Annotated in this window: 21 protein-coding genes; 9 read left to right on the top strand and 12 right to left on the bottom strand. The window is 73.6% G+C overall.

Going from position 1 to position 21,675, the window contains the following annotated elements; all coding sequences use genetic code 11:
- Positions 1-62: 62 nt before the first annotated feature.
- Positions 63-3,668, bottom strand: a complete 3,606-nt coding sequence (locus MRBLMI1_RS12125; RefSeq protein WP_367733176.1) for a TM0106 family RecB-like putative nuclease — start codon at positions 3,666-3,668, stop codon at positions 63-65.
- Between the two features lie 107 nt (positions 3,669-3,775).
- Between MRBLMI1_RS12125 and MRBLMI1_RS12120 the strand changes: the two genes are divergently transcribed.
- Positions 3,776-5,833: an NAD(+) synthase gene (locus tag MRBLMI1_RS12120; RefSeq protein ID WP_367733174.1), complete on the top strand. Its 2,058-nt coding sequence runs from the start codon at positions 3,776-3,778 to the stop codon at positions 5,831-5,833.
- A 181-nt stretch (positions 5,834-6,014) separates the two neighbouring features.
- On the opposite strand, the gene MRBLMI1_RS12115 is transcribed toward MRBLMI1_RS12120, so the two are convergent.
- Positions 6,015-6,512: a DUF427 domain-containing protein gene (locus MRBLMI1_RS12115; protein ID WP_367733170.1), complete on the bottom strand. Its 498-nt coding sequence runs from the start codon at positions 6,510-6,512 to the stop codon at positions 6,015-6,017.
- Between the two features lie 206 nt (positions 6,513-6,718).
- Between MRBLMI1_RS12115 and MRBLMI1_RS12110 the strand changes: the two genes are divergently transcribed.
- From MRBLMI1_RS12110 to MRBLMI1_RS12095, 4 genes are all read left to right on the top strand, one after another.
- A complete protein-coding gene (locus MRBLMI1_RS12110; RefSeq protein ID WP_367733168.1) occupies positions 6,719-6,916 on the top strand; it encodes a hypothetical protein in 198 nt (65 codons plus the stop codon).
- Complete coding sequence (locus MRBLMI1_RS12105) at positions 6,913-7,041, top strand: hypothetical protein (RefSeq protein ID WP_367733166.1); 129 nt, start codon at positions 6,913-6,915, stop codon at positions 7,039-7,041. Before MRBLMI1_RS12110 ends, MRBLMI1_RS12105 begins: the two co-directional genes overlap by 4 nt.
- A 115-nt stretch (positions 7,042-7,156) precedes the next feature.
- Positions 7,157-8,092 carry an aldo/keto reductase gene (locus MRBLMI1_RS12100; RefSeq protein WP_367733164.1) on the top strand — a complete coding sequence of 312 codons (936 nt, stop codon included), beginning with the start codon at positions 7,157-7,159 and terminating at the stop codon, positions 8,090-8,092.
- A gap of 41 nt (positions 8,093-8,133) precedes the next feature.
- Positions 8,134-8,691 (top strand): nucleosidase, encoded by a 558-nt coding sequence (locus MRBLMI1_RS12095; RefSeq protein WP_367733162.1) that lies wholly within the window; start codon positions 8,134-8,136, stop codon positions 8,689-8,691.
- A 34-nt stretch (positions 8,692-8,725) separates the two neighbouring features.
- On the opposite strand, the gene MRBLMI1_RS12090 is transcribed toward MRBLMI1_RS12095, so the two are convergent.
- The 4 genes from MRBLMI1_RS12090 to MRBLMI1_RS12075 all read right to left on the bottom strand — a co-directional run bounded on the left by MRBLMI1_RS12090 (position 8,726) and on the right by MRBLMI1_RS12075 (position 14,761).
- The gene (locus MRBLMI1_RS12090) at positions 8,726-10,222 is read right to left on the bottom strand and encodes an MFS transporter (RefSeq protein ID WP_367733160.1); all 1,497 of its coding nucleotides are present in this window, start codon (positions 10,220-10,222) and stop codon (positions 8,726-8,728) included.
- Between the two features lie 86 nt (positions 10,223-10,308).
- Positions 10,309-10,491, bottom strand: coding sequence for a hypothetical protein (locus tag MRBLMI1_RS12085; protein ID WP_367733158.1), 183 nt, complete (start codon positions 10,489-10,491; stop codon positions 10,309-10,311).
- Positions 10,492-10,526: 35 nt separating this feature from the next.
- Entirely contained in the window at positions 10,527-13,610 is a 3,084-nt protein-coding gene (locus tag MRBLMI1_RS12080) for an AAA family ATPase (RefSeq protein ID WP_367733154.1), read from the bottom strand.
- On the bottom strand, positions 13,607-14,761 hold the full coding sequence (locus MRBLMI1_RS12075) for an exonuclease SbcCD subunit D (protein WP_367733152.1): 1,155 nt from the start codon (positions 14,759-14,761) through the stop codon (positions 13,607-13,609). The genes MRBLMI1_RS12080 and MRBLMI1_RS12075 overlap by 4 nt, the downstream gene beginning before the upstream one ends.
- 137 nt (positions 14,762-14,898) lie before the next feature.
- On the opposite strand from MRBLMI1_RS12075, the gene MRBLMI1_RS12070 reads away from it, so the two are divergent.
- Positions 14,899-15,375 (top strand): 8-oxo-dGTP diphosphatase, encoded by a 477-nt coding sequence (locus MRBLMI1_RS12070; RefSeq protein WP_367733150.1) that lies wholly within the window; start codon positions 14,899-14,901, stop codon positions 15,373-15,375.
- Here the strand turns inward: MRBLMI1_RS12070 and MRBLMI1_RS12065 are convergent, their stop codons facing one another.
- The 3 genes from MRBLMI1_RS12065 to MRBLMI1_RS12055 form a co-directional block, all read right to left on the bottom strand.
- Positions 15,376-15,723, bottom strand: a complete 348-nt coding sequence (locus MRBLMI1_RS12065; protein WP_367733148.1) for a hypothetical protein — start codon at positions 15,721-15,723, stop codon at positions 15,376-15,378.
- Between the two features lie 2 nt (positions 15,724-15,725).
- Positions 15,726-15,935, bottom strand: a complete 210-nt coding sequence (locus MRBLMI1_RS12060) for a hypothetical protein (RefSeq protein WP_367733146.1) — start codon at positions 15,933-15,935, stop codon at positions 15,726-15,728.
- Between the two features lie 104 nt (positions 15,936-16,039).
- Complete coding sequence (locus MRBLMI1_RS12055) at positions 16,040-16,339, bottom strand: GNAT family N-acetyltransferase (RefSeq protein WP_367733144.1); 300 nt, start codon at positions 16,337-16,339, stop codon at positions 16,040-16,042.
- Positions 16,340-16,773: 434 nt separating this feature from the next.
- Between MRBLMI1_RS12055 and MRBLMI1_RS12050 the strand changes: the two genes are divergently transcribed.
- The 3 genes from MRBLMI1_RS12050 to MRBLMI1_RS12040 all read left to right on the top strand — a co-directional run bounded on the left by MRBLMI1_RS12050 (position 16,774) and on the right by MRBLMI1_RS12040 (position 18,912).
- On the top strand, positions 16,774-17,583 hold the full coding sequence (locus MRBLMI1_RS12050) for a winged helix-turn-helix domain-containing protein (protein WP_367733142.1): 810 nt from the start codon (positions 16,774-16,776) through the stop codon (positions 17,581-17,583).
- Positions 17,584-17,649: 66 nt separating this feature from the next.
- Entirely contained in the window at positions 17,650-18,639 is a 990-nt protein-coding gene (locus tag MRBLMI1_RS12045) for a DNA-3-methyladenine glycosylase family protein (protein ID WP_367733140.1), read from the top strand.
- Positions 18,640-18,690: 51 nt separating this feature from the next.
- Positions 18,691-18,912, top strand: a complete 222-nt coding sequence (locus MRBLMI1_RS12040; RefSeq protein WP_367733135.1) for a hypothetical protein — start codon at positions 18,691-18,693, stop codon at positions 18,910-18,912.
- A gap of 3 nt (positions 18,913-18,915) precedes the next feature.
- On the opposite strand, the gene MRBLMI1_RS12035 is transcribed toward MRBLMI1_RS12040, so the two are convergent.
- Genes MRBLMI1_RS12035 through MRBLMI1_RS12025 form a run of 3 tightly spaced genes read right to left on the bottom strand, consistent with a single transcriptional unit; the run spans position 18,916 to position 21,651 of the window.
- Positions 18,916-19,674: an ABC transporter ATP-binding protein gene (locus MRBLMI1_RS12035; RefSeq protein WP_367733133.1), complete on the bottom strand. Its 759-nt coding sequence runs from the start codon at positions 19,672-19,674 to the stop codon at positions 18,916-18,918.
- A complete protein-coding gene (locus MRBLMI1_RS12030) occupies positions 19,671-20,681 on the bottom strand; it encodes an iron chelate uptake ABC transporter family permease subunit (RefSeq protein WP_367733131.1) in 1,011 nt (336 codons plus the stop codon). The genes MRBLMI1_RS12035 and MRBLMI1_RS12030 overlap by 4 nt, the downstream gene beginning before the upstream one ends.
- Entirely contained in the window at positions 20,674-21,651 is a 978-nt protein-coding gene (locus tag MRBLMI1_RS12025; RefSeq protein WP_367733129.1) for an ABC transporter permease, read from the bottom strand. The genes MRBLMI1_RS12030 and MRBLMI1_RS12025 overlap by 8 nt, the downstream gene beginning before the upstream one ends.
- Between the last annotated feature and the right edge of the window lie 24 nt (positions 21,652-21,675).

Below are 21,675 nucleotides of genomic sequence, written 5' to 3'. Positions count from 1 at the left end.
GACGACGGCCGGCTCGCGCACATCGCCGGTGAGGGCGCCCGCCGATGTCGGCTGGGCCGCCCTCAGACGACGGCCGGCTCGCGCACATCGGCCTCGACGAGGCGCGCGAACGCGCTGAGGCGGGCGACTCCCTCCGGCGTGCGCGGGAGGTCGTCGAGCAGTGCGGGCGAGAAGACCACGTACGCCGCCTGCATCGCGCGCGAGATCGCGACGTTGATCCGGTTGCGCAGGAGGAGGAACTCGAGCCCGCGGGGAGCCTCCCGGCCGGAGGACGCGGCGAGGGTGAGGACCGCGACCACCGCCTCCTTGCCTTGGAACCGGTCCACCGTGCCGACCGGCACGTCGGCGAACCCGGCCGCGGCCAGTGCCTCCTCGACCGCCACCTGCTGTGCGTTGTAGGGCGTGATCACGATGATGTCGTCGGCCCGCAGGGGCCGGGGCTCGTGCCGGACCGCGGTGTCGCCGGCGCCGCCCTCCGCACCGGTCCACCGACGCCCCACGAGGTCTGCGACGATGCGCACGACCTCCGCCGCCTCCTCGGGCGAGCAGGTCGCGTTGCCGGTGTGACGCACCGGGCGCACGTGCACGCCCGGCTCGACCCCGTCCAGGGTGCGCAGCGCCGTGGAGGGGTGCGCGGCCAGGCGCCCCTCGTACGACAGGCGCGATACGGGCTCGGCGACGTCCGGGTGCATGCGCCGGGTGCGCGCGAGGAAGTAGCCGAGCTCCGCGGGCACGACCTCGGCACCGTCGATGATCCACCCCAGCGCGGACGTGTCGACGGGCTCCGGGTGGGTGCCCTGGCTGACCTGCGGCAGCTGCTGCGGGTCGCCGAGCAGCAGCAGGCGCTGGGCCACGAGGGAGACGGCGATCGTGGATGCCAGCGAGAACTGCCCCGCCTCGTCGATGACGAGCAGGTCGAGGCTGCCGCGCGGCAGGCGGCCCTCGTGACTGAAGTCCCAGGCCGTCCCGCCGACGACGAAGCCCGTCGCGGCGTTCTCGGCCGTGAAGGCGGCGATGCCGTTCTTCGGCAGCACCGTGAAGGCGTGCGCGGCCGCGGGATCCTTCGGCGCCTTGCCGACCCGCGACGCCGGGACGCCGGCATCGACCACCCGGTCGAGCATGTTCTCGACGGTCGCGTGCGACTGCGCGACCACGCCGACGCGGAACCCGCGCTCGGCGACGAGACGCGCGATGACGTGGGAGCCGACGTAGGTCTTGCCCGTGCCGGGAGGGCCCTGCACCGCGAGGTAGCTGTGGTCGAGGTCCGCCACGCTGCGGGTGATGGCCCCGACCTCGTCGAGTGGCTCGGCGGTGGCGGGGCCCCCGCCCGCGGCCCCGGCGACGGGGGCGGCGGTGACGCCGGTGACCGCGGCGAGCGCGCCGGACCGCGTGCGCGGCGGCACGCGACGCAGGATGTCGGCGGCCGGGCCCTGCGGGATCCGCGGCGCCGCCGCCAGCACGGCGTCGGCCCAGGCGTCGATCGCCTTCTGCTGGTTGCCGGCCCGAGGCGGTGCGGGCGGCGTCAGGGCCAGCGGCAGCTCGTCCCACGTCACGCCGTCGGCCGCGACCTCCTCGACGACGGCCCCGTCGTCGAGCACCTCGCGGACGGTGACCCGCCGCGCGCCGTGGATCCAGCGCGGCCGGGTCTCCATCGGGAACGGCGCCGGCAGGTCGTAGACGGCGAACGGCTCGCCGTCGACGCTGAGACGCGTACCAGGGGCGAGCTCGCCGCGCAGTTCGATGAGGCGGCGTTCCGCGCCGCGGCCGGACTCGGCGATGTGCCAGTCCGCCACCACGCGGGAGCGGGCGGCGTCGACGACGACCACGTCGCGGGTCTCCTCCCACACCGACACCGGCTCGCGCAGGCGCAGGAAGTGGGTGGCCCAGTACGTCTTCTCCTCGCGCGGGTAGTAGTCGATCGCGGCGGCCGCCAGCCGCAGGGCGACCGCGTCCGCCTCGTCGGCATCGGCCGCCCACCGCTGCAGCGCCGTCGCGCGGGGCGAGGGCTCGTAGGCCTGCTCGTCGGGCTCGGCGCCACGGGCCGGGACGGCGCCCGACTCGCGGGCGCGCTCGACGAGCCAGTCGCGCAGGCGACGGGTCGAGACGCAGTCGTAGCGGTTGTAGTCCGCGAGGTCGTCGAGCACGCGTCGCGCCCCGTCCGCGTCGCCGTCCGCCGCGAGCGCCCGCGCCTCCACGTACTTGACGATGGAGTCGTCACCGCGCTGCACGTCGCTCGTGCGCACCTCGTCGCCCATGTACAGCGGCTCGAGCTTCTTGATGGAGTACGACCGCGATCCGACGCGGAGCGCACGACGGACGACCGGGTACAGGTCGACGAAGACGCCGTCGCGCAGCAGCCGGTCGACGTCCGCCTCGCGCACCCCGTACCGTGCCGCCATCGTGAGCAGGTGCGTCGGCTCGTAGGGCGCGTAGTGGTAGATGTGCATGCCGGGGAACCGCTCGCGCCGCACCGCCACCATGTCGAGGAAGCGCTCCAGCGCCGCCCGCTCCTCGTCGAACGTGTGCGCCCACAGCGCGCCGTACGTCTCGCGGCTGTCGACCCACCCGAACAGGTAGTCGATGCCCCAGTGCGCGCCGGCGCCCTCCGTGTAGAGCGGGTCGCCCTCGAAGTCGAAGAAGAGGTCGCCGTGGTCCGGACGGGGCAGCACGCCGAGCGATTTGGGGGCGACGACCTCGAAGGTGGGGACGGCGTGCGGGTCGGCGTCCGCCTCGTCCCCGGGCACGCCGGCCGGACTCGCGAGCTGCAGCCGGGCCTGCGTGCGCAGCGACTGGAACGTGTCGGCGCTCATCGCGCTCGGACCCGTCGCGGCGGCGGCGAGCGCGTCGATCGTCTCGAGCCCGCCGGCGCGCAGACGCTCGCGCTGGACGGGGCGCATGCCCGCCACGAGGAGGAGGTCGCGGTGGGCGACGACCTCGAGCTCGCACGTGGCGCACCGCCCGCACGCGATGACGGCGAGATCGCCGCGCGGGTCGCCCCACGGGATGACGGGGCCGCCGGTGCCGAGACCGACGGCGCGGTCCGCGATGAGGGCGCGCAGCCGGGCCCGGCGCAGGCCGAACACCGGCAGGAGGTCGTCGACACGGTGCTCGCTGACCGACCCGTCGCCGAGGAGGAGCTGCACGTCGTCGGCGCGGGGGACGCCGAGGCGGTCCAGCTGGTCGACGTAGGCGGCGAGCTGCATGAGGGCGGTGACCCGGGCCCGGCGGGCGAGCTTGGTGTCCTGCACGACCCAGCGACGTGGCATCCCGTCGCCCCGATCCGGCTCGCGGACGAGGAAGTCGGCGAACCCGACGAACTCCTCGGTGGCGAACGCCGCCTGGTAGACGACCTCGACGTCCGGGTCGGCCAGGGCGTCGCCGGTGAGGCGGACCGCCTCGGCGAGCGCCGCCGCATCCGACGAGCGCGTCTCGGGGATCTCGCGCACGGCCGCGCCGAAACGGGCCCGGTAGTCGTCGAGCACGCGCAGCTCGTGCGCGGTGCCGAGGCGGGCCGCGCGCTCGAGCGTGGCGTCCTCGGGGTCGTCGACGGGCGCGATGCGGCCGATCTTCGCGTCGATGGCCCGCAGCCACGCGAACTCGCATTCGGCTGCCGCCTTGAGGTCGCTGGCGCTCCAGACGATCCGACCGTCGTGCTCGATGTACCGCATGATCCCCCACGGTAATCCGGGGCGCCGACATCGGCGGTCGCGGCGCCCGGACGGGGCCCTGCGCGATCCGGCCGCCCCCTGTCGGGAGCACCTGACAGACTGAACGGGTGAGCACCGACCTGCCGTTCGAGAGCGTCTACCGGCACGGGTTCGCGCGCGTCGCCGCGTGCACGATCCCCGTCGCGGTGGCGGACCCCGCCCGCAACGCCGACGCCGTCCTCGCCTCGGCGCGCGACTGCCACGACGAGGGCGTCGCCGTGGCCGTGTTCCCGGAGCTGTGTCTGTCCGGCTACGCCATCGACGACCTGGTCATGCAGGACCCTCTGCTCGACGCGGTCGAGGCGGCGGTGGGTCGCATCGTCGCGGCATCCGTCGACCTTCTGCCCGTGCTGCTGGTGGGTGCGCCGCTGCGCAGCGGCAACCGCCTCTACAACTGCGCGGTCGTGATCCACCGCGGCCGGGTGCTGGGCGTCGCACCGAAGTCGTACCTGCCGACCTACCGGGAGTTCTACGAGCACCGGTGGTACGCCCGCGGTGACGACCGGTCGGACGAGCTCATCGTCGTGGCCGGGCAGACGGCGCCCTTCGGCCCCGACCTGCTCTTCGACGCGGTCGACGTCCCCGGGCTGACCGTGCACGCCGAGGTCTGCGAGGACGTGTGGGTGCCGATCCCGCCGTCGTCCGGGGCCGCGCTGGCCGGCGCCACCGTGCTCGCGAACCTCTCCGGCAGCCCCATCACGATCGGCCGCGCCGACGACCGGTCACTGCTGTCGCAGTCCCAGTCGCTCCGCTGCCTCGCCGCGTACGTGTACGCCGCCGCGGGGCAGGGCGAGTCGACCAACGACGTCTCGTGGGACGGCCAGACCATGATCTACGAGGGCGGGCAGCTGCTCACGACCACCGAGCGGTTCCCCGACGGTCCGCGGCGGAGCGTCGCCGACGTCGACCTCGACCGCCTGCGGCAGGACCGCCTCCGCCAGGGCACCTTCGACGACAACCGGCGCACGACCCGGCCGCGGTTCCGCACCGTGACGTTCGAGCTGGCTCCCCCGGCGGCCGACATCGGCCTGCGCCGCGCCCTCGACCGCTTCCCGTTCGTCCCCGACGACCCGTCCCGCCTCGCGCAGGACTGCTACGAGGCGTTCAACATCCAGGTGTCGGGTCTCGTGCAGCGCCTGCAGGCCATCGGGAACCCCAAGCCGGTGCTCGGCGTCAGCGGCGGACTCGACTCCACGCACGCCCTCCTCGTCATCGCGCGGGCCATGGACCGCATGGGCCGGCCGCGCAGCGACATCCTCACCTACACCTTGCCCGGCTTCGCCACGAGCGAGCGGACCAAGCGCAACGCCATCGCCCTCGCCGAGGCCGTCGGGGCGTCCATCGAGGAGATCGACATCCGCCCGGCGGCATCCGAGATGCTGGCGCGCATGGGGCACCCGTTCGCCGCGGGCGAGCCCGTGCACGACGTCACGTTCGAGAACGTGCAGGCCGGTCTGCGCACCGACTACCTCTTCCGCCTGGCGAACCAGAACGGCGGCATCGTCGTGGGCACCGGCGACCTGTCCGAGATCGCGCTGGGCTGGTCGACGTACGGCGTCGGCGACCAGATGAGCCACTACTCCGTGAACCCGGGGGTGCCGAAGACCCTCATCCAGCACGTCATCCGGTGGGTCATCTCCGCCGGGGAGCTCAGCGCCGCCACCGTCGAGGTGCTGCAGGCCGTCCTCGACACCGAGATCAGCCCCGAGCTGGTGCCGGCCGGTCAGGACGGACGGATGCAGTCCACGGAGGATCGCATCGGCCCCTACAACCTCCACGACTTCACGCTGTACCACGTGCTGCGCTACGGCTTCCGGCCGTCGAAGATCGCGTTCCTCGCCGCCCGGGCCTGGGGGGATCCGGATGCCGGGACGTGGCCTCCGGGATACCCGGAAGGTCAGCGCCCGTCCTACGACCTGGTCACCGTCGCACGGTGGCTCGAGGTGTTCCTGCAGCGGTTCTTCGGCTTCGCGCAGTTCAAGCGCACCGCCATCCCCAACGGCCCGAAGGTGTCCCCCGCAGGCTCGCTGTCGCCGCGCGGCGACTGGCGCGCCCCGTCGGACGGGAACGCGCGGGTGTGGCTCGCCGACCTGCACGCCGCGGTGCCGCAGGCGTTCGAGGACTGACCCGCGGGCGCGTCGGCGCGCTCGGGTCGTTCGGCGCGCTCGGGTCGCCCGCCGTGGCCGCGTCGGCGCGCTCGGGTCGTTCGGCGCGCTCGGGTCGCCCGCCGTGGCCGCGTCGGCGCGCTCGGGTCGTTCGGCGCGCTCGGGTCGCCCGCCGTGGCCGCGTCGGGCCGCCCGCGCGGGGCTACCAGCCCATCGAGCCCGGGACGCCCTTGAACGGGCCGGCGAGGTCCGACGTCACCCATCCGCCGTAGAAGCCGCCCGGCTGCGGCTCGACGACTTCGCCGTTCACGATGCAGCGGTCCATCGGGCCGGCGTACACCGCGACGCGATCGGCGAGGACCTCGTAGCCGGGCATCGGCGACGGGTAGTTCCACGCCGCCCGTTCCGCGACCAGGCCTCCGCCGCCATGGACGTCGAAGTATCGCGCCCCGCCCTTGAACTCGCAGAACGACGCCCCCTGGCCCAGGGTGAGCGCGTCGCCGAAGGCGTCGATCGGCAGGTAGTAGACCGGCGGATGGCTCGTCTCGAGCACGCGCACGACGTCGTCGGTGTCGGCGATGCGCACACCGCCGAAGTCGATCTGCACGCGGCCGGGGACGCGCTCCACGCGCGGCGGCCGGGGGAAGTCCCACACCGAGAGCTGGCCGGGACGGATCGGGTGGGGTACGGGACGCGCCATCCCTCCACGCTACGCAGCGCCCGCCGGTGGTCAAGCCCTCGCGCCGGGACATGTCCACGGCATTCGCTACGCAGCGCCCGCCGGTGGTCGCGCCCTCGCGCCGGGACATGTCCACGGCATTCGCTACGCAGCGCCCGCCGGTGGTCACGCCCTCGCGCCGGGACATGTCCACGGCATTCGCTACGCTGATCCCGGGAGGCGAACGGGTGAGCGGCGACAGAAGCATCGGCGGCAACGGCCGGTACCGGGTGTACCAGGTGGTCGGTCTGATCCTGGGCGCCCTGTTCGTCGCGGTCGGCCTCGCCGCGATCCTCGGCGGCGGCGGACCGGTCATCGGGGTCATCGGCCTCGTCGGCGGCGTCGCCGTGATCGCCGTCTCGATCGTCATGATGGTGCGCTCGTGAGCGCCCCCGAGGGCGGCGGCGGCCGCAAGTACCCGCCGGGCACCATCGTCATCTGGGTCGCGGTCTCGGCCGTCGGCCTCTGGCTCATCGGCAGCGGCCTGGTCGGCATCCTGTCCGGCAGCTGACGCGCGCCCCCACCGATCCGCCCGGGGATGAGACGGTGCACGGCGGCGCGCCGCGGAATTCTCCACGCCGCGGGTCGTTGACATTCTCCAGATCCACACGACCTGGAAGGGCATCATGACGCGCATCGGACAGAGCGACCTCGACATCCTCCCCCTCTCGCTCGGCGGGAACGTCTTCGGCTGGACGGCCGACCGCGACACCTCCTTCGCCGTGCTCGACGCGTTCCACGCGGGCGGCGGCGACTTCATCGACACCGCCGACGGCTACAGCGCCTGGGTCCCCGGCAACAGCGGCGGCGAGAGCGAGACCCTCATCGGCGAGTGGCTGGCCTCGCGCAAGCCCGCCGACGTCGTCATCGCGACCAAGGTCAGCACCCACCCCGACTTCCGCGGGCTGTCCGCGTCGAACGTCCGCGCCGCCGCCGAGGCATCCCTCTCCCGCCTCGGCGTCGAGGCGATCGACCTCTACTACGCGCACTTCGACGACCCCGAGACCCCGCTCGAGGAGACGGTCGGCGCCTTCGCCGACCTCGTCCGGGACGGCCTCGTCCGTCACGTCGCCGTGTCGAACTACACGGCGGAGCGCATCCGCGAGTGGATCTCGCTCGCGCAGTCCTCCGGCGCCGCCCTGCCCGTCGCCGTCCAGCCGCACTACAACCTCGTCCACCGCACCGAGGTGGAGAGCGAGATCGTCCCCGTCGCCGAGGAGTTCGGCCTCTCGCTCGTTCCGTACTACGCCCTCGCGAGCGGATTCCTCACCGGCAAGTACCGCACCCCGGATGCCGCCGGCTCCTCGCCCCGCGCGGGCACCGCCGCGAAGCTGGCCACTCCCGCCGGCCTCGCCCTGATCGACGCGCTCGAGGAGGTGGGCGCCGCCCACGACGCCTCAATCGCCTCCACGGCCCTGGCGTGGCTGCGCCGGCAGCCCACGGTGGCCGCGCCGATCGCGAGCGCGTCGAAGCCCGAGCAGGTCGCCGACCTGCTGGCGAGCGCGCGCCTGGAGCTGTCGGACGACGAGGTCGCGCGTCTGTCCGCCGCCGCCCAGTCCTGAACGTGTGATCTCGGGCCCGGCGGACCGGCCATGATGGAGGGGTGAAGCTCCTCGTCGCCGCCCACGTGTCCGAGCTCGTCGCGTTCGAGGAGGACCTGCCCGGGTTCGACCGTCTGCTGACCGGTGTCGGCAAGATCCCCGCGGCCTACGCCCTCACCCGCGCACTGAGCGGCCGCACGTACGACGAGATCGTCGTCGTCGGCACGGCCGGCGCCATCGACCCCGAGGTGGAGGGCGGGGTGTACGACATCGCCGCCGCCATCCAGCACGACGTGAAGGACCTGGACGGCGTCTTCGGGCAGCACGCGTCCCTTCCCGCGCGCGTGGAGACCGGGGTCGACGGCCTGGTGATCGCCACGGGCGACCACTTCGTCGACGACGCCGAGACCGTCGCCCTCGTCCGCGCGCTCGACGCCCGTCTCGTCGACATGGAGTCCTACGCGCTGATCTGGGTCGCCCAGCAGTTCGGCGTCCCCATCCGCATCCTGCGGGCCGTGTCCGACCGCGCCCAGGACGGAGCGACGCAGGTCTGGGATGAGGTCGTGGAACGCTGCAGCCACCAGCTGCGCACGGTCGTGCGCGAGCGCTACGGGGTCTGACCGGCGGCATCCATCCGCGACATCCCCGACGACCTCAGGGCGTCTGCGATCCGCGGCGGGCGCGTCTCGTGAGGTCGACGACGCCGATGACGAGGGCGAGCCCCAGGAACACCCCGACGGCGATCATCCCGCTCGCGTAGGCGTCGTGGAAGACCGTGAGGGTCTCCTCGGTGTCCTGCTCCCGGTAGACCGTCGCGTAGAAGAGGGCGAGCGCGATCGCCGTGCCCACGGCCGTGCCGATGCGCTGACCGAGCTGGCCGACCGAGCCGGCGACGCCGCCGCTGGCGACCGGGATGTCCGCGAGCGTCAGCGTCTGGTTGGGCGAGATCACCAGGCCGCCGGCGAAGCCGCCGAGCACCATCACCCCGGCCATCACCCACGGCGTCCATTCCGGGGCGGTGAACACCGCCGCCAGGACCAGTCCCCCGGCCGTCGCGACCATGCCCACGATCCCCGCGACCACGAGGGGGCGCCCCAGGCGGATGACGAGGTTCCCGCCGATCCAGGAGCTCCACGCGGATGCCACGGCGAAGCCGATCGTCACCATCCCGGCGAACACCGGCTCGAGGCCGAGACCTCCCTGCAGGTAGAGCGTGCCGAGGAGGAACATCGCGGGGATCGCCGAGAAGTACGCGGTGGAGATCAGCACGCCGTTGCGGTACGACGACAGCCGGAAGATCGAGAACGGCATGAGGGGCGACCCGCCGCGGTCGGCGTAGCGGCGCTCCCAGAAGACGAAGACCGCCGCGAACAGCACGGACACCACCAGCAGCCACCACCGGCGGGGGTCGTCGTCGGGTGATCCCGTCGTGAACAGGAACGGCCACATCAGCGCGATGATCGTCAGCCCGAAGAGCAGGACGCCGACCGGGTCGAGGTCGAGGCGGCGGTGGGACTTCTCCCGGGTGGCGGGAAGCAGCCAGGCGGCGAGGGCGATCACGATCGCGACGAGGGGGATGTTGATCCAGAAGATCAGGCGCCACCCGTCGGTGTCGCCGCCGAGGGCGATGAGGAGGCCGCCGAGGGTGGGGCCGAAGGCCGTCGCGATGCCGATCGTCGCGCCGAACAGCCCGAAGGCGCGGCCCCGCTCCTTGCCCTGGAACAGCTGCTGCACGAGCCCGAGGACCTGCGGCATCTGGATACCGGCAGCCACGCCCTGCAGCAGCCTCGCGGTCAGCAGGACCGCCGTGTTCGGCGCGAGGGCGCACGCGAGGCTCGTGACGAGGAACAGCGACAGGCCTACGAGGAAGAGCACCCGGCGCGACCGCAGGTCGCCGAGTCGCCCGGCGGGCACGAGCACGAGGCCGAACGTGAGGATGTAGCCCGACACGACGAGCTGCAGCTCGGTGGGGCCCGCGCCCAGGGCCGCCTCGATCGAGGGCAGGGCGACGTTGACCTTGGTCAGGTCGAGGATCGTCAGGGCGGCGACGGACACGGCGACCCAGTAGGCGCGCCAGCGGTGCTTCGGCGAGAGGACGATGTCGCGGGTGGGCGGGTGGGCGCCACCGGCGGGCGCGGACTGATCAGGCATCGCTCGCGACGCTACTCCCGCGCGGGAGGCGGCCGGTCGGGGTTGCGCGGAAGGGGCGAGGGCACCAGCGGGTCCGCGCTGGCGGGTCAGTCGACGTCGCGGCGCGCGAAGACGGCGCGCAGCACGAAGAAGACGATGAGCGCGACGACGGCCACCGCGAGGAGACGGAAGACGAACGCGACGAGCGAGAAGAGGATGTTGACCAGGAACCACGCGATGACGATGGCCGCGATGACGCCGAGGACGGTCCACAGGGTGCTCTTGCGCATGGTGCCAGCCTACGGCGCGGATGCGAGGGCGCGGCTCACACGAGCGCGGCGGCGTCCTGCCGGATGATGCTCGGGCCCCGCGGCGTCGCCGAGACGCGCAGGTGCGCGGGGAGCTGATCCTTCATCGCCGCGACGTGGCTGATGACGCCGACCGTCCGACCCCCCTGGCGCAGCTCGTCGAGTGTCCGCAGCGCCAGATCGAGCGTCTCGTCGTCAAGGGAGCCGAAGCCCTCGTCGATGAAGAGCGTGTCCAGACGGATGCCGCCCGCGCGCGCGGTCACGACCTCGGCGAGGCCCAGCGCGAGCGCCAGCGACGCGAGGAACGTCTCTCCCCCCGAGAGGGACTGCGGCGGTCGGCACTGCCCGGTGAAGGCATCCATGACCTCCAGGCCGAGACCGCTCGCGGCCCCGCGCGCGGCGAGTGCATCCGTGTGCTGCAGCCGGTAGCGCCCGCCGGACATGTGCTCGAGGCGCAGGTTCGCGGCCACGACGATCTCCTCCAGCTCCGCGGCGAGCACGAACGTCTCCAGCGTCATGCGGTGGGTGTTCGGGGCGCGTCCCGCGACCGTGTTCGCGAGTCGGGCGATGACGGCGTGCTCCTCCGAGAGCCGCGCGACCGCGTCGTGCCCGGCGTCGGCGCGCTGTGCCAGGTCGCGGAGGCGGGCGGCGGCGGACGCGGCCGCGGCGTGGGCGGCCGTGGCGGCGCTCGCCTCGGCACGGGCGGCGGCGACGGCGGCGACCACCGGGGTCAGGTCGACCGGCTCGTCCGGTTCGTCGACGAGGGCGAGCTCGAGCTCCAGCAGCCTCTGCCGGGCGGCGCGCTCCGCGCTCTCGTGGGTGCGCACGCGGGTGTCGAGCCGGCGGCGCTCCGCGGCGTCGCGCAGCGCCGCCGTCGCCTCCGACGCGTCGTCGAACGGGCTGCCGGCGAGACGTGCCGACAGGTCGTCGCCCGCCTCCGCCCGGGCCCGTACGCGCGTGCGGAGGTCCGTCCCGGCGTCCGCGAGCGCGCGCAGGCCGTCGCGCCGTGTCACGGCGTCGGCGCGGCGTGCCGCCACCGTGGGGAAGCCCCCGCGCGCCTCGTCGAGACCCCACCGTGCCGCCTCCGCCCGCTGAACCGCCAGCGCGAGCTCCTGCCGCTGGGCGACGAGCTCGGCGGCGAGCCGGTCGGACTCGGCCGCCGCGGCCGCCTCCAGCTCGGTCAGCGACCGGTGCTCGGCGCGGACGCGGCCCTCCTCGGCGACCTCGGCCGTCGCGGCGTCGACGAGCGCCGTCGCCTCGTCGAGACGCTCCGCCAGGGCGGGCACGCTCTCCCCGCCCGCACGCGCGGCGGCGAGGGCGTGCACGTCCCGGGCGACGCGGGCGGCGTCGGACGCCAGACGGTCGGCCTCCGCCGCGGTGTCCTTCCGCCGCTCGGCCGCCGCGATCTCCGCGTCGGTGACGGGGGCGGCCTCGTGGTCCGCCGGTTCCGGGTGCTCCCGCGAGCCGCAGACCGCGCAGGGCTCGCCCGGCACGAGGTCGCGCGCCAGCTCGCCCGCGGCTCCCGCGAGGCGACGGCGCAGGAGCGCCGCCCACGCCTGGACGGCCTGCTGCAGCTCGTCGGCACGGACCAGCGCGGTGAGCTCCGCCTGGTCGCGGTCGGCCGCGAGCCGCTCCGCCTCGCGTGCCGCCGCCAGACGCCCGGAGAGCTGCTGCGCCGCGGCGCGCGCGGCCTCCGCCCGGGCACCGGCACCCGCGAGGGTCTCCAGACGCGTCTCGAGCTGCCTCATCATCGTCGGGACGGCCGCACGTCGCTCGGCCAGGGCGGCGAGGGCTCCGTCCGCCTCCGCGACGGCCCGCTCGCGTGCACGCACGTCGGCCTCGGCCGCCGACGCGGACGCCTCGAGCCCGGAAGCCTCGTCGCAGCGCGCGACCGTCGCCGTCAGCGCGTCGATCCGCGCGCCGAGCTCCTCGCCCGAGATCGCGTCGTCGGCGTCGGACGCTTCTTCCGCCGGACCCGCGGCGCTCCCGGACGCCTCAGCGGCCGGGAGCTCGCCGAGCGCCCGGGCCTCGGCGGCGGCCCGCTGCAACGCGGCGCGTGCCGCCGCCTCGTCCCCCCGAGCGCGCTCGACGGCCTCCAGGGGTGCGCGAAGGGCCTCCGCGGCGTTCGCCGCCTCCAGCTCGGCGCGCTGACGGACGATCTCCGGCGTCCCGGCATCGAGAGCGGCGAGCGCGGACCGTGCCCGCACCCGCTCGATCTGGCGTTCGCGGAGCGCCCGCGCCTCCCGCTCGCGATCGAGCGCGCGGTCCAGAAGTCGGCCGGCGTCGTCGCGTTCGCGCTCCAGCGTCTCGACGCGGTAGTCGGCGCGTTCGACCCCGCGCACCACCTGCGCCAGTCGCTCCACGACGGATGGGGCCGGGGCACCGTCGCCCGCAGGCCCGTCCGCCGTTCCCGACTCCTCGTCCGGCGTCAGCTCGTCCGCGAGCCGCTGAGCCTCGTCGAGCAGCGTGGAGACCTCGCCGCCCTCCGCGGCGAGCGCCTCGCCCGCGGCCTTGCGGCGGTCGTCGAGGGCGCGTTCGTACTGCTCGAACGTCCGCGTGCCGAACAGGGTGCGGAGCAGGCCCTGGCGCTCGTCGTTCTTGGCCAGGAGGAACCGGGCGAAGCGGTTCTGCGCGAGCAGGATGACCTGGAGGAACTGCTGCTGGGTCAGCCCCAGGATCTCGTCCAGGTGCGCGGCGACGTCGACGGGACGCGCCGCCACGCCGCTCCAGCCGTCCTCGCCGAGGACCTCGAGACCCGCGCGGTGGGCCTCCTTCGTCATGCCGCCGCCGCGCCGCTTGGGGCGCTCGTACTCCGGTGAGCGCGTGACCCGCCACCGTCGCCCCTCGGCGGTGAACTCCACGGTCACCCGGGTGGGGTCGTCCGGCCCGCAGTGGTCGCTGCGCACCCGCCGGTCCGCGCCGTCGTACCGCGGCACCCCGCCGTACAGCGCGAAGCAGATGCCGTCGAGGACGCTCGACTTGCCCGCTCCGGTCCGGCCGGTGATGAGGAAGATCCCGTCGTCGGCGAACGCGTCGAGATCGACGACCTGCTTCTCCAGGAACGGCCCGAAGCCCTCGAGTTCGAGGCGGTGCAGCTTCATGCGCGCGCCTCCGCCGCGGTTCGGGCGTCGAGCACCTCGCGCAGCAGATCCCTCTCGGCGTCGGACGCGCCCTCGCCCTCGCGGACGTGGCCCAGGAACGCGTCGATGAGCTCGACCTCGTCGCGGGCGGCGCGCACGCGTCGCGCGTACCCGATCTCGTCGTCCTCGCGCGTGACGGCGGGGGTGTGCGCGACGGTGGCGCACCAGGGGAACCGCGCCTGGAGACGACGCATGGGATCGGTCTGCGGCGTCGCGTCCGTGTACTCGGCCCGGACCCAGTGCTCGACGTGCTCGTCATGACGGGCGTCGGCGAGCAGGTCGTCGAGGGCGCCGCGGAGGGTGACCAGCGGACGCGGAACGGGCAGCTCGAGCCATTCGACCGCCCCCAGCCCGTCGGCGTCGAGGTCGACGAGCCACGACCCGCGCGGCTTGCCGGCCTCGCCGAAGCTGTAGTGCAGCGGCGCACCGGCGTAGCGGACGTGGTCGGCGAGGCGCTGACGCCCGTGGATGTGCCCCAGGGCGACGTAGTCCAGGCCGTCGAACGTCGACAGCGGGACGACGTCGAGGCCGCCCTGACGGATCTCGCGCTCGACGCCCGGCGTCGCGTCGACCCCCGCCGCGAAGCAGTGCGCCGCGACGACCGCCCGGCCCCCGCGGCGCGCGTGGTCGGCGCGGACGAGCTCCATCGCGTGCCGCATCGTCTGCGCCTGCGTCCGCAGCTCGGCGTCGGGCCAGACGTTCCGCACGATGGCGGGCTCGAGGTACGGGATGCCGTACACGTGGACCGGCCCGTGGGCGTCGTCGAGCGTGACGGGCGTGCCCACGGAGGCGGGATCGGTCAGGACGGAGATCCCGTCGCGCAGCAGCCCCGACTGGAAGCCGAGGCGGGCGGCCGAGTCGTGGTTGCCGCTCGTGACGAGGACGCGGGCGCCCGCGTCCGTCAGCGCGGCCAGGGTGCGCGACAGCAGCGGATAACAGGCCGCCGACGGGGCCGCCGAGTCGAAGACGTCGCCGGCGACCACGACGAGGTCGACCGCGTGCGTCCGCACCTGCGCGACCAGCGCCTGCAGGACCCCGTCCAGCGCGTCGAGCGTGGAATGGCCGTGGAACGACCGCCCGATGTGCCAGTCCGACGTGTGGAGGATCCGCATGCAGAACACGGTACGTCGCCCCTCCGACATCGACGCGAGGGCACGCGCGGGTCCGGGACGCCGACGCCGCGGCATCCCCCTCCCGGGTCCCGCAGGACGCCGCGCAGGCGCCCGGGACGCCCGGATAAGGTGTCGGGATGCTGCCCGAGGTCTCCGTCGTCTACCTGCGCCGCGGTGGCGCCGAGGGCGAGGTCCTGCTCGGCGAGAAGCTGACCGGTCTCGGGGCGGGCCGCCTCGTGGGGCCCGGCGGCAAGCTCGAGCCCGGAGAGACCCCCGTGGATGCCGCGGTGCGCGAGGTCCGCGAGGAGATCGGCGTCGAGGTGGCCCCGGCAGATCTCCGCCCCGTCGGCGCCCTGGACTACCACTTCCCGGATCGGCCCGCGTGGTCGCAGCGGTCGCACGTGTTCGTCGCCGACCGCTGGCGGGGCCGGCCGGTCGAGAGCGTCGAACTGCGCCCGGCGTGGTTCGCGCTCGACGCCGTCCCCTACGACCGGATGTGGGACGACGCACGACGGTGGCTCCCCGCCGTCCTGCGGGGAGCCACCGTCGATGCGTCCTGCGTCTTCGCCGCGGACCTGGCGACGGTCTCCCGATGGGAGCCGCGCCCGGCCTGATCAGCCGTTGGCGACCTCGGCGGCCAATGCCGCGATGCGGTCGTCGCCGAGGTCCAGGCCGATGTCGCTGAAGCGCTGGCGCAGCACCTCCGCGATGCGGTCCTCCGACTTGTCGCCCACGTCGGCGCGGGTCTGGACGACGACGCCGGCGATCCGCGCCTCGTCGTCGGTGTCGTGCGTGTCCATCATCGGGCCGGACTGCTCGGCGGGGCGCGACGGCGCGACCTGGGTGTCGGGCTCCGCGGGCATCTTGCGGTCCTCGTGGACCGCGCCGCCGACGGAATCGGCCGCGCCGGCACCGCCGTCGGGCTGCTCCGAGGGCTGGGGGGCGCGTGTGGCGTCGGACATCGTCATTCCTCCGTGCTCAGGTCGGGATCGATGCCCTGGCTCGCGGCATCGCCTTCGATCGGGTCCGAGGGCGCCGCGTCGTTCAGACGCGGCGAGCCCTTCGCGTTCTCGTTCTGCTCTCGCGTCTCACCGTCCGCGGTGGCGCCGCTCTCCCACCCTCCGGGCGGGTCGGCGTCGATGACACCCTCGGGCAGATCACGGTCGTCGCTCATGGCATCCCCTTTCGACGTCTCCAGCATCGTCGCCGCGGGGGTGCGCCTGAGAGGGGTTGACGCCTCGGACGGCCGGTGACTAGGCCCGCGCCGGGTCGCGACCGTCAGACGGCGGGACGTCGGTGCAGGAGACCGGCGCGCTCCGGGTGCGCCTCGAACCACTCGCCGACGTACCAGCACACGGGGAGGATCTCGCGATCCCCCGCCTCGGCGATGGCGTCCACCGCCCGCTCCGTGACGACGGCGGCGTAGCCGTGACCGCGGAACGTCGGGACCGTGAACGCGCGGGTCAGCGCGATGGTGCGGCCGTCGTCGCGGTAGTCCAGCACCGACACGAGGTCGTCGCCGCGGTGCAGCGTGAAGCGGGAGGCGTCCTTCTGGTCGGCGAAACGCAGATCGGTCATGCCGTCAGGCTACGCCGGATGGATGCCACGGGCTCCGAGCGGGCATTCTGCGCACTCCCCCGCCTCTCGCGCCCCGGTGGGCCGTGCACTCTGCGCACTTCCGGCGACGGCCGGCGACTTGACGTTCTCGGACTCGGTACGACATAATCGGCCGCATGACTGTCAACGCGCTCTCTCTGTCCGCCGTGGAGGCGAACGGGACTGCCGGCATGATGATGCCCGGCCGCGTTGCCATGTGTTGTCGAATGTGCCGCTGACACAGCGACCTTCGTCCGACCGCTCGTGCTTCTGAACGCCGAGCCGTCCCCCGGCAGCAGGACTCCCGCGTCGATCACGCGTCCCCTGCGTCGAACCCCCGGCCTCCGGCCCTTCTCCTCCCGTCGAACCCGCTTCGCGACCGACGCCCGGGTTCCACCCCCAAGGACTGCATCATCATGTCGACCTCCGCTCTGCTCGACCGCCCCGTGACCTCCTCGACCGCCCGCCCCGCCGCTCCCGCGGCCGTCGCGCGCCCCGCCTCCCCCTCCGTGCGGTCCGCCGCTTCGCCGGCCCCCCGCACCGTGCAGTCCGCCGCCGCGCCGGCCGCCGCACCCGCTGCTCCGGCCGCCGGACCCGCCGCTCCGGCCCCGCGGCCCGCGCCCACCACCGCGCCCCGAGGGTTCGCCCTCTACGTCGGCATCGACGAGGCCAAGGCCGCCGCCGCCGGCGTGAGCCTGGGCACGCTCGTCGAGGCGCTGCGCCGCACCCTCGGCGAGCTCGCCCCCGCCGCCGAGACCTACGCGACCGTGGCGCTCGCCCCCGCCGGCGCCGGCGGCCGCGACGTCGACGTCGTCCGCCTCGCCCTGCACGAGCCCTCCGCCGTCGCCCGCACCAAGGACGAGCCGGCCGAGGAGGACCGCGCCTCCGGCGGCGTCGTGGTCGACATCTCCCGCAAGCGCGTGCTGATCGACGGCGAGTCCGCGGCGTTCACCTTCAAGGAGTTCGAGCTGCTGCAGTACCTCGTGCTGCGCGAGGGTCGGACGATCGAGCGGGCCGAGCTCGTGGCATCCCTCTGGGAGGCCTCGGCCGACGACGACGCCCCGGGCGAGCGCACGATCGACGTGCACGTCCGTCGCCTGCGGGCCAAGCTCGGCGTCTACGAGGACATCGTCCGCACGGTCCGCGGCGTCGGCTACCGGTTCGACCGCCATGCCGACGTCGCCATCCGCTACGGACACGGAACGCCGTCGCCTGACCGGTTCTGACCGGTTCTCACCGTTCCCGACCGCCCCGGATGCCGCGTTGTCGGCGCCCCGACGTAGGGTGTCGGCATGAGATCGACCGGGGTGCGCGCGCGACAGCCGCAGCGCGAGCTCGCCGTCCCGGTCGAGAAGCCGCGCGAGTCGGAGTACCGCCCCGCGGTGCCGACCGACGTGGGTCGCGCCGTCCTCGCTCAGCGTCACGGCGGCAACGACCCGACCTTCACGGCCACCACCCCGCTCTCGGCGGGCGGCGTCGTGTGGCGGGCGAGCCGGACACCCCTGGGGGTCGCGACCCTCGCGCTCCGGCAGACCGCGGGCGGCACCGTCCGCGCCGCCGCGTGGGGCCCGGGCGCGGAATGGGCCCTCGATCAGCTGCCCGCGCTGTGCGGACGCGACGACGAGCCCGACGGGTTCGACGCGTCACGGCATCCCTCCGTCGCCGAGTGGCACCGCCGCCATCCCGACCTGCGCATCGGACGCACCGACCTCGTCTTCGACGCTCTGGTCAGCGCCATCATGGAGCAGAAGGTCACGAGCATGCAGGCCTTCTCCGCGTGGCGCAGCATCGTCACCTGGTACGGGGAGCGCGCGCCGGGGCCGACGCCGCGACCGATGTTCGCCCCGCCCGACATCGACGGCTGGCGTCACGTCCCGTCCTGGGCGTGGCATCGCGCCGGCCTCGAGCCCCCGCAGTCCCGGACCATCGTCGAGACCGCGCGCCGGGGCCCCTCCGTCGTCCGCGCGGCCGAGGCGGCCACCGACGGCGAAGCCCGCGACCGGGTCTTCATCAGCCTCCGCGGAGTGGGCATCTGGACGAGCGCCGAGACGCGTATCCGGGCCTTCGGGGATCCGGATGCCGTGAGCGTGGGTGACTACCACCTCGCTCACCAGGTGGGCTTCGCCCTCACCGGCCACCGCACCGACGACGACGGCATGCTCGAGCTGCTCGAGCCGTTCGCGGGGCACCGGCAGCGCGTCATCCGTCTCATCTACGCCGGCTCGGCGCTGGAGCCCCGTCGCGGTCCGCGGCTGCACCCCGAGGATCACCGCGACCGCTGAGCGTCGGCGCTCCCCGGGCCCGTCCATGTCCGGCATCCGTAGTCTGTGGGGATGAGCGAACCCGCAACCGGCTGGCCCCGTGGCCGCACCCACTGGATCCTCGGCACCGTCGTCCTGCTCGGGCTGGGCGTCCTGGTCGGCCTCGTCCTCCAGAACGTGTGGCTGGGCGTCGTGCTCGCGGTCGTCGTGTCGATCGGGTGGCTCATCGCCTACGAGTCGAGCCGGGGGCGCAACGTCGGCGTCAACGATCCCGACAACGGCGTCGAGCTCTGACGGTCAGCGGTAGTAGACCGCCACGGGGTAGGCCCCGTCGCGGCGGATCTCGACGGCCGTCCCGAACACCTCCTCGAGCGTGTCCGGCGTCATGAGCTCGACGGGCGTCCCCTCGTGCACGACCCGCCCGTCGGAGAGGGCGATGATGCGGTCGGCGTACGCGGCCGCGAAGTTGATGTCGTGGATGACGATGACGATCGTCTTGCCCAGCTCGTCGGCCGCCCGCCGCAGCTGCTGCATCATGGCGACGGCGTGCTTCATGTCGAGGTTGTTCAGCGGCTCGTCGAGGAGGATGTAGTCCGTGTCCTGGGCGAGCACCATGGCGACGTAGGCGCGCTGCCGCTGCCCGCCCGACAGCTGATCGAGGTAGCGGCCGGCCAGGTCGGTGAGGTCGAGGAACGCGATGGCCTCGTCGATCTTCTCGTGGTCCTGCGCCGTCAGGCGCCCCTGCGAATGGGGGAAGCGCCCGAACCCCACGAGCTCGCGCACCGTGAGCCTGGTGACGAAGTGGTTCTCCTGCCGCAGGATCGACACGATCTTCGCGAGAGTGCGGCCGGGGGTGGTCGCCACGTCGTGCCCGGCGATCTCGGCGCGACCGGTCGAGGGGGTGGCGAGCCGCCCGATGACGGTGAGCATCGTGGACTTGCCCGCCCCGTTGGGGCCGACGAGCGCCGTGATGCCCCCGGCGGGGATGTCGAGGTCGACCGGCCCCAGCACGGTCAGGTCGCCGTAGGTCATGGAGACGTCGGTGAGGCGGATCACAGCGCGCCCTTTCGCAGGAGGTAGACGAGGAAGAACAGGCCGCCGGCGAACTCGATGATGATCGACAGCATCCCGGCGGCGTAGAAGACGTGGCGCAGCACGAAGTAGCCGGTCAGCAGGGTGGCCATGCCGAGCAGCACCGCGAACGGCAGGACCACCCGGTGCTGCGACGAGCCGGCGAGCTGGTAGGCCAGCGTCGCGACGATGAAGCCGAAGAACGTCATCGGCCCCACCATGGTCGTCGAGACGGAGATCAGCACCGCCACGAGGACGAGCATCCGGATGACCTCGCGCCGGTAGGCCAGACCGAGGTTGATGGACGCCTCCCGTCCGAGCGCGAGCACGTCGAGACGGTGCCGTGCCCGCCAGACGAGGACGAGCACCACGGCCACGACCAGGGCGCCCCAGGGGAGGTAGTCGGCATCCGAGTTCGACAGGTTGCCGAACAGCCGCGCGGAGAGGATGTCGAAGTCGCTGGGGGTGAGCAGCCGCTGCATGACGGTCGAGAGCGAACCGAACCCGACGCCGAGCACGACGCCCACGAGCAGCATGATGTGGAGGTTGCCGCGGCGGCCGGCGAACAGCCAGCCGTACAGCAGCGTCGCGAACCCGACCATCAGGACGCTCTGGACGACGACCTTCAGCAATCCGTCCGTCGCCGACAGCGCGGCGCTGCCGAAGAAGAACACGAGCGCGGTCTGCATGACGACGTAGAGGGCGTCGAAGCCCATGATCGACGGGGTCAGGATGCGGTTGGCCGTCGCCGTGTGGAACAGCACGGTCGCGACGGCCTGGCAGCAGGCGACGAGGGCGATCGTGGCCACACTGACCACGCGCAGGTCCATCGCGATCCAGAAGCCGCGCGAACCGGGCGTCCCGGGGACGTCCCAGGTGAGCACCCCCACGGCCGCGACGATCACGATGAGGGCCAGGATGCCGAATCGCAGGGCGATCCGCGGACGCCGGGCCGCGACGGTCGGGGCCGGGCGGGTCAGGGTGTCAGCCACGGGCACGCATCCTCAGCAGCAGGGTGATGAACACCGCGGCGCCGACGACGCCGAGGATCATCGAGACGGGGACCTCGAAGGGCATCCGGATGACGCGTCCGACGATGTCGCACACGATGACGATCGCGACGCCCCCGAGGCACACCCAGGGGAGGTTCGCGCGGGCGTTGTCGCCGCGCCACATCGAGACGAGGTTGGGGACGACCAGGCCGAGGAAGGGCAGGAAGCCGACGACGACCGTCGTGACGCCCGTGGCGACGGCCACGAGACCCGTGCCGACGAGCAGGACGCGGGTGTGATCGAGCCCCACCGACGTGGCGATGTCGCGGCCGAGGCCCGCGACGGTGATGCGGTCGGCGTAGAGGAAGACCAGCAGCACCACGATCGCGACGATCCACAGCACCTCGTAGCGACCTCGGACGATCGAGGTGAAGCTGCCCATGAACCACGTGCCGAGCATCTGCAGGGAGTTGGTCGAGACGGCGAGGTAGGTCGTGAACGCCGAGACGACCGCGCCGAGCATGATGCCGATCAACGGGACCACCAGCGAGGAGCGCAGCGAGATGCGGCGCAGGATGCCGATGAAGATCATGGTCCCGACGAACGCGGCGACGGAGGCCGCGATCATACGCACGGAGAGCGGCGCGGTCGGGAAGAGCAGCACGGTGGCGAGCAGGCCGAGCGCGGCCCACTCCGTCGTGCCGGTGGTGGACGGCTCGACGAAGCGGTTCTGGGTGAGCAGCTGCATGATGAGGCCCGAGACGGCCATGGCGCAGCCGGCCAGCACGAGCGCGACGGTGCGGGGCACCCGTGAGATGAGGAACATCTCGCTGCCGAAGTCGTCGGCGGTGAGGTCGTAGGCGCCGACGAACAGCGACAGCACGACGAGGGCGGCGACACCCAGGAGGGCGGCGGGAAGCGCGAGACGTCGGAGCCTCGGGGGCGCGGGGGGAGTTCTCGTGTCGATCATGGCGGAGGTGGGGGCCCGGCGTTC

The organism is Microbacterium sp. LMI1-1-1.1 (assembly GCF_040815675.1).
Lineage (GTDB): Bacteria > Actinomycetota > Actinomycetes > Actinomycetales > Microbacteriaceae > Microbacterium.
Note: the sequence above shows the minus strand (reverse complement) of the source record. Positions and strands in the feature narration are given on the sequence as shown.

Excerpts from the sequence above, each read along its gene's own strand:
- MRBLMI1_RS12125 (WP_367733176.1), bottom strand. The coding sequence starts at position 3,668 with ATGCGGTACATCGAGCACGACGGTCGGATCGTCTGGAGCGCCAGCGAC.
- MRBLMI1_RS12115 (WP_367733170.1), bottom strand. The coding sequence starts at position 6,512 with ATGGCGCGTCCCGTACCCCACCCGATCCGTCCCGGCCAGCTCTCGGTG.
- MRBLMI1_RS12100 (WP_367733164.1), top strand. The coding sequence starts at position 7,157 with ATGACGCGCATCGGACAGAGCGACCTCGACATCCTCCCCCTCTCGCTC.
- MRBLMI1_RS12090 (WP_367733160.1), bottom strand. The coding sequence starts at position 10,222 with ATGCCTGATCAGTCCGCGCCCGCCGGTGGCGCCCACCCGCCCACCCGC.
- MRBLMI1_RS12085 (WP_367733158.1), bottom strand. The coding sequence starts at position 10,491 with ATGCGCAAGAGCACCCTGTGGACCGTCCTCGGCGTCATCGCGGCCATC.
- MRBLMI1_RS12080 (WP_367733154.1), bottom strand. The coding sequence starts at position 13,610 with ATGAAGCTGCACCGCCTCGAACTCGAGGGCTTCGGGCCGTTCCTGGAG.
- MRBLMI1_RS12075 (WP_367733152.1), bottom strand. The coding sequence starts at position 14,761 with ATGCGGATCCTCCACACGTCGGACTGGCACATCGGGCGGTCGTTCCAC.
- MRBLMI1_RS12070 (WP_367733150.1), top strand. The coding sequence starts at position 14,899 with ATGCTGCCCGAGGTCTCCGTCGTCTACCTGCGCCGCGGTGGCGCCGAG.
- MRBLMI1_RS12065 (WP_367733148.1), bottom strand. The coding sequence starts at position 15,723 with ATGTCCGACGCCACACGCGCCCCCCAGCCCTCGGAGCAGCCCGACGGC.
- MRBLMI1_RS12060 (WP_367733146.1), bottom strand. The coding sequence starts at position 15,935 with ATGAGCGACGACCGTGATCTGCCCGAGGGTGTCATCGACGCCGACCCG.
- MRBLMI1_RS12055 (WP_367733144.1), bottom strand. The coding sequence starts at position 16,339 with ATGACCGATCTGCGTTTCGCCGACCAGAAGGACGCCTCCCGCTTCACG.
- MRBLMI1_RS12050 (WP_367733142.1), top strand. The coding sequence starts at position 16,774 with ATGTCGACCTCCGCTCTGCTCGACCGCCCCGTGACCTCCTCGACCGCC.
- MRBLMI1_RS12045 (WP_367733140.1), top strand. The coding sequence starts at position 17,650 with ATGAGATCGACCGGGGTGCGCGCGCGACAGCCGCAGCGCGAGCTCGCC.
- MRBLMI1_RS12040 (WP_367733135.1), top strand. The coding sequence starts at position 18,691 with ATGAGCGAACCCGCAACCGGCTGGCCCCGTGGCCGCACCCACTGGATC.
- MRBLMI1_RS12025 (WP_367733129.1), bottom strand. The coding sequence starts at position 21,651 with ATGATCGACACGAGAACTCCCCCCGCGCCCCCGAGGCTCCGACGTCTC.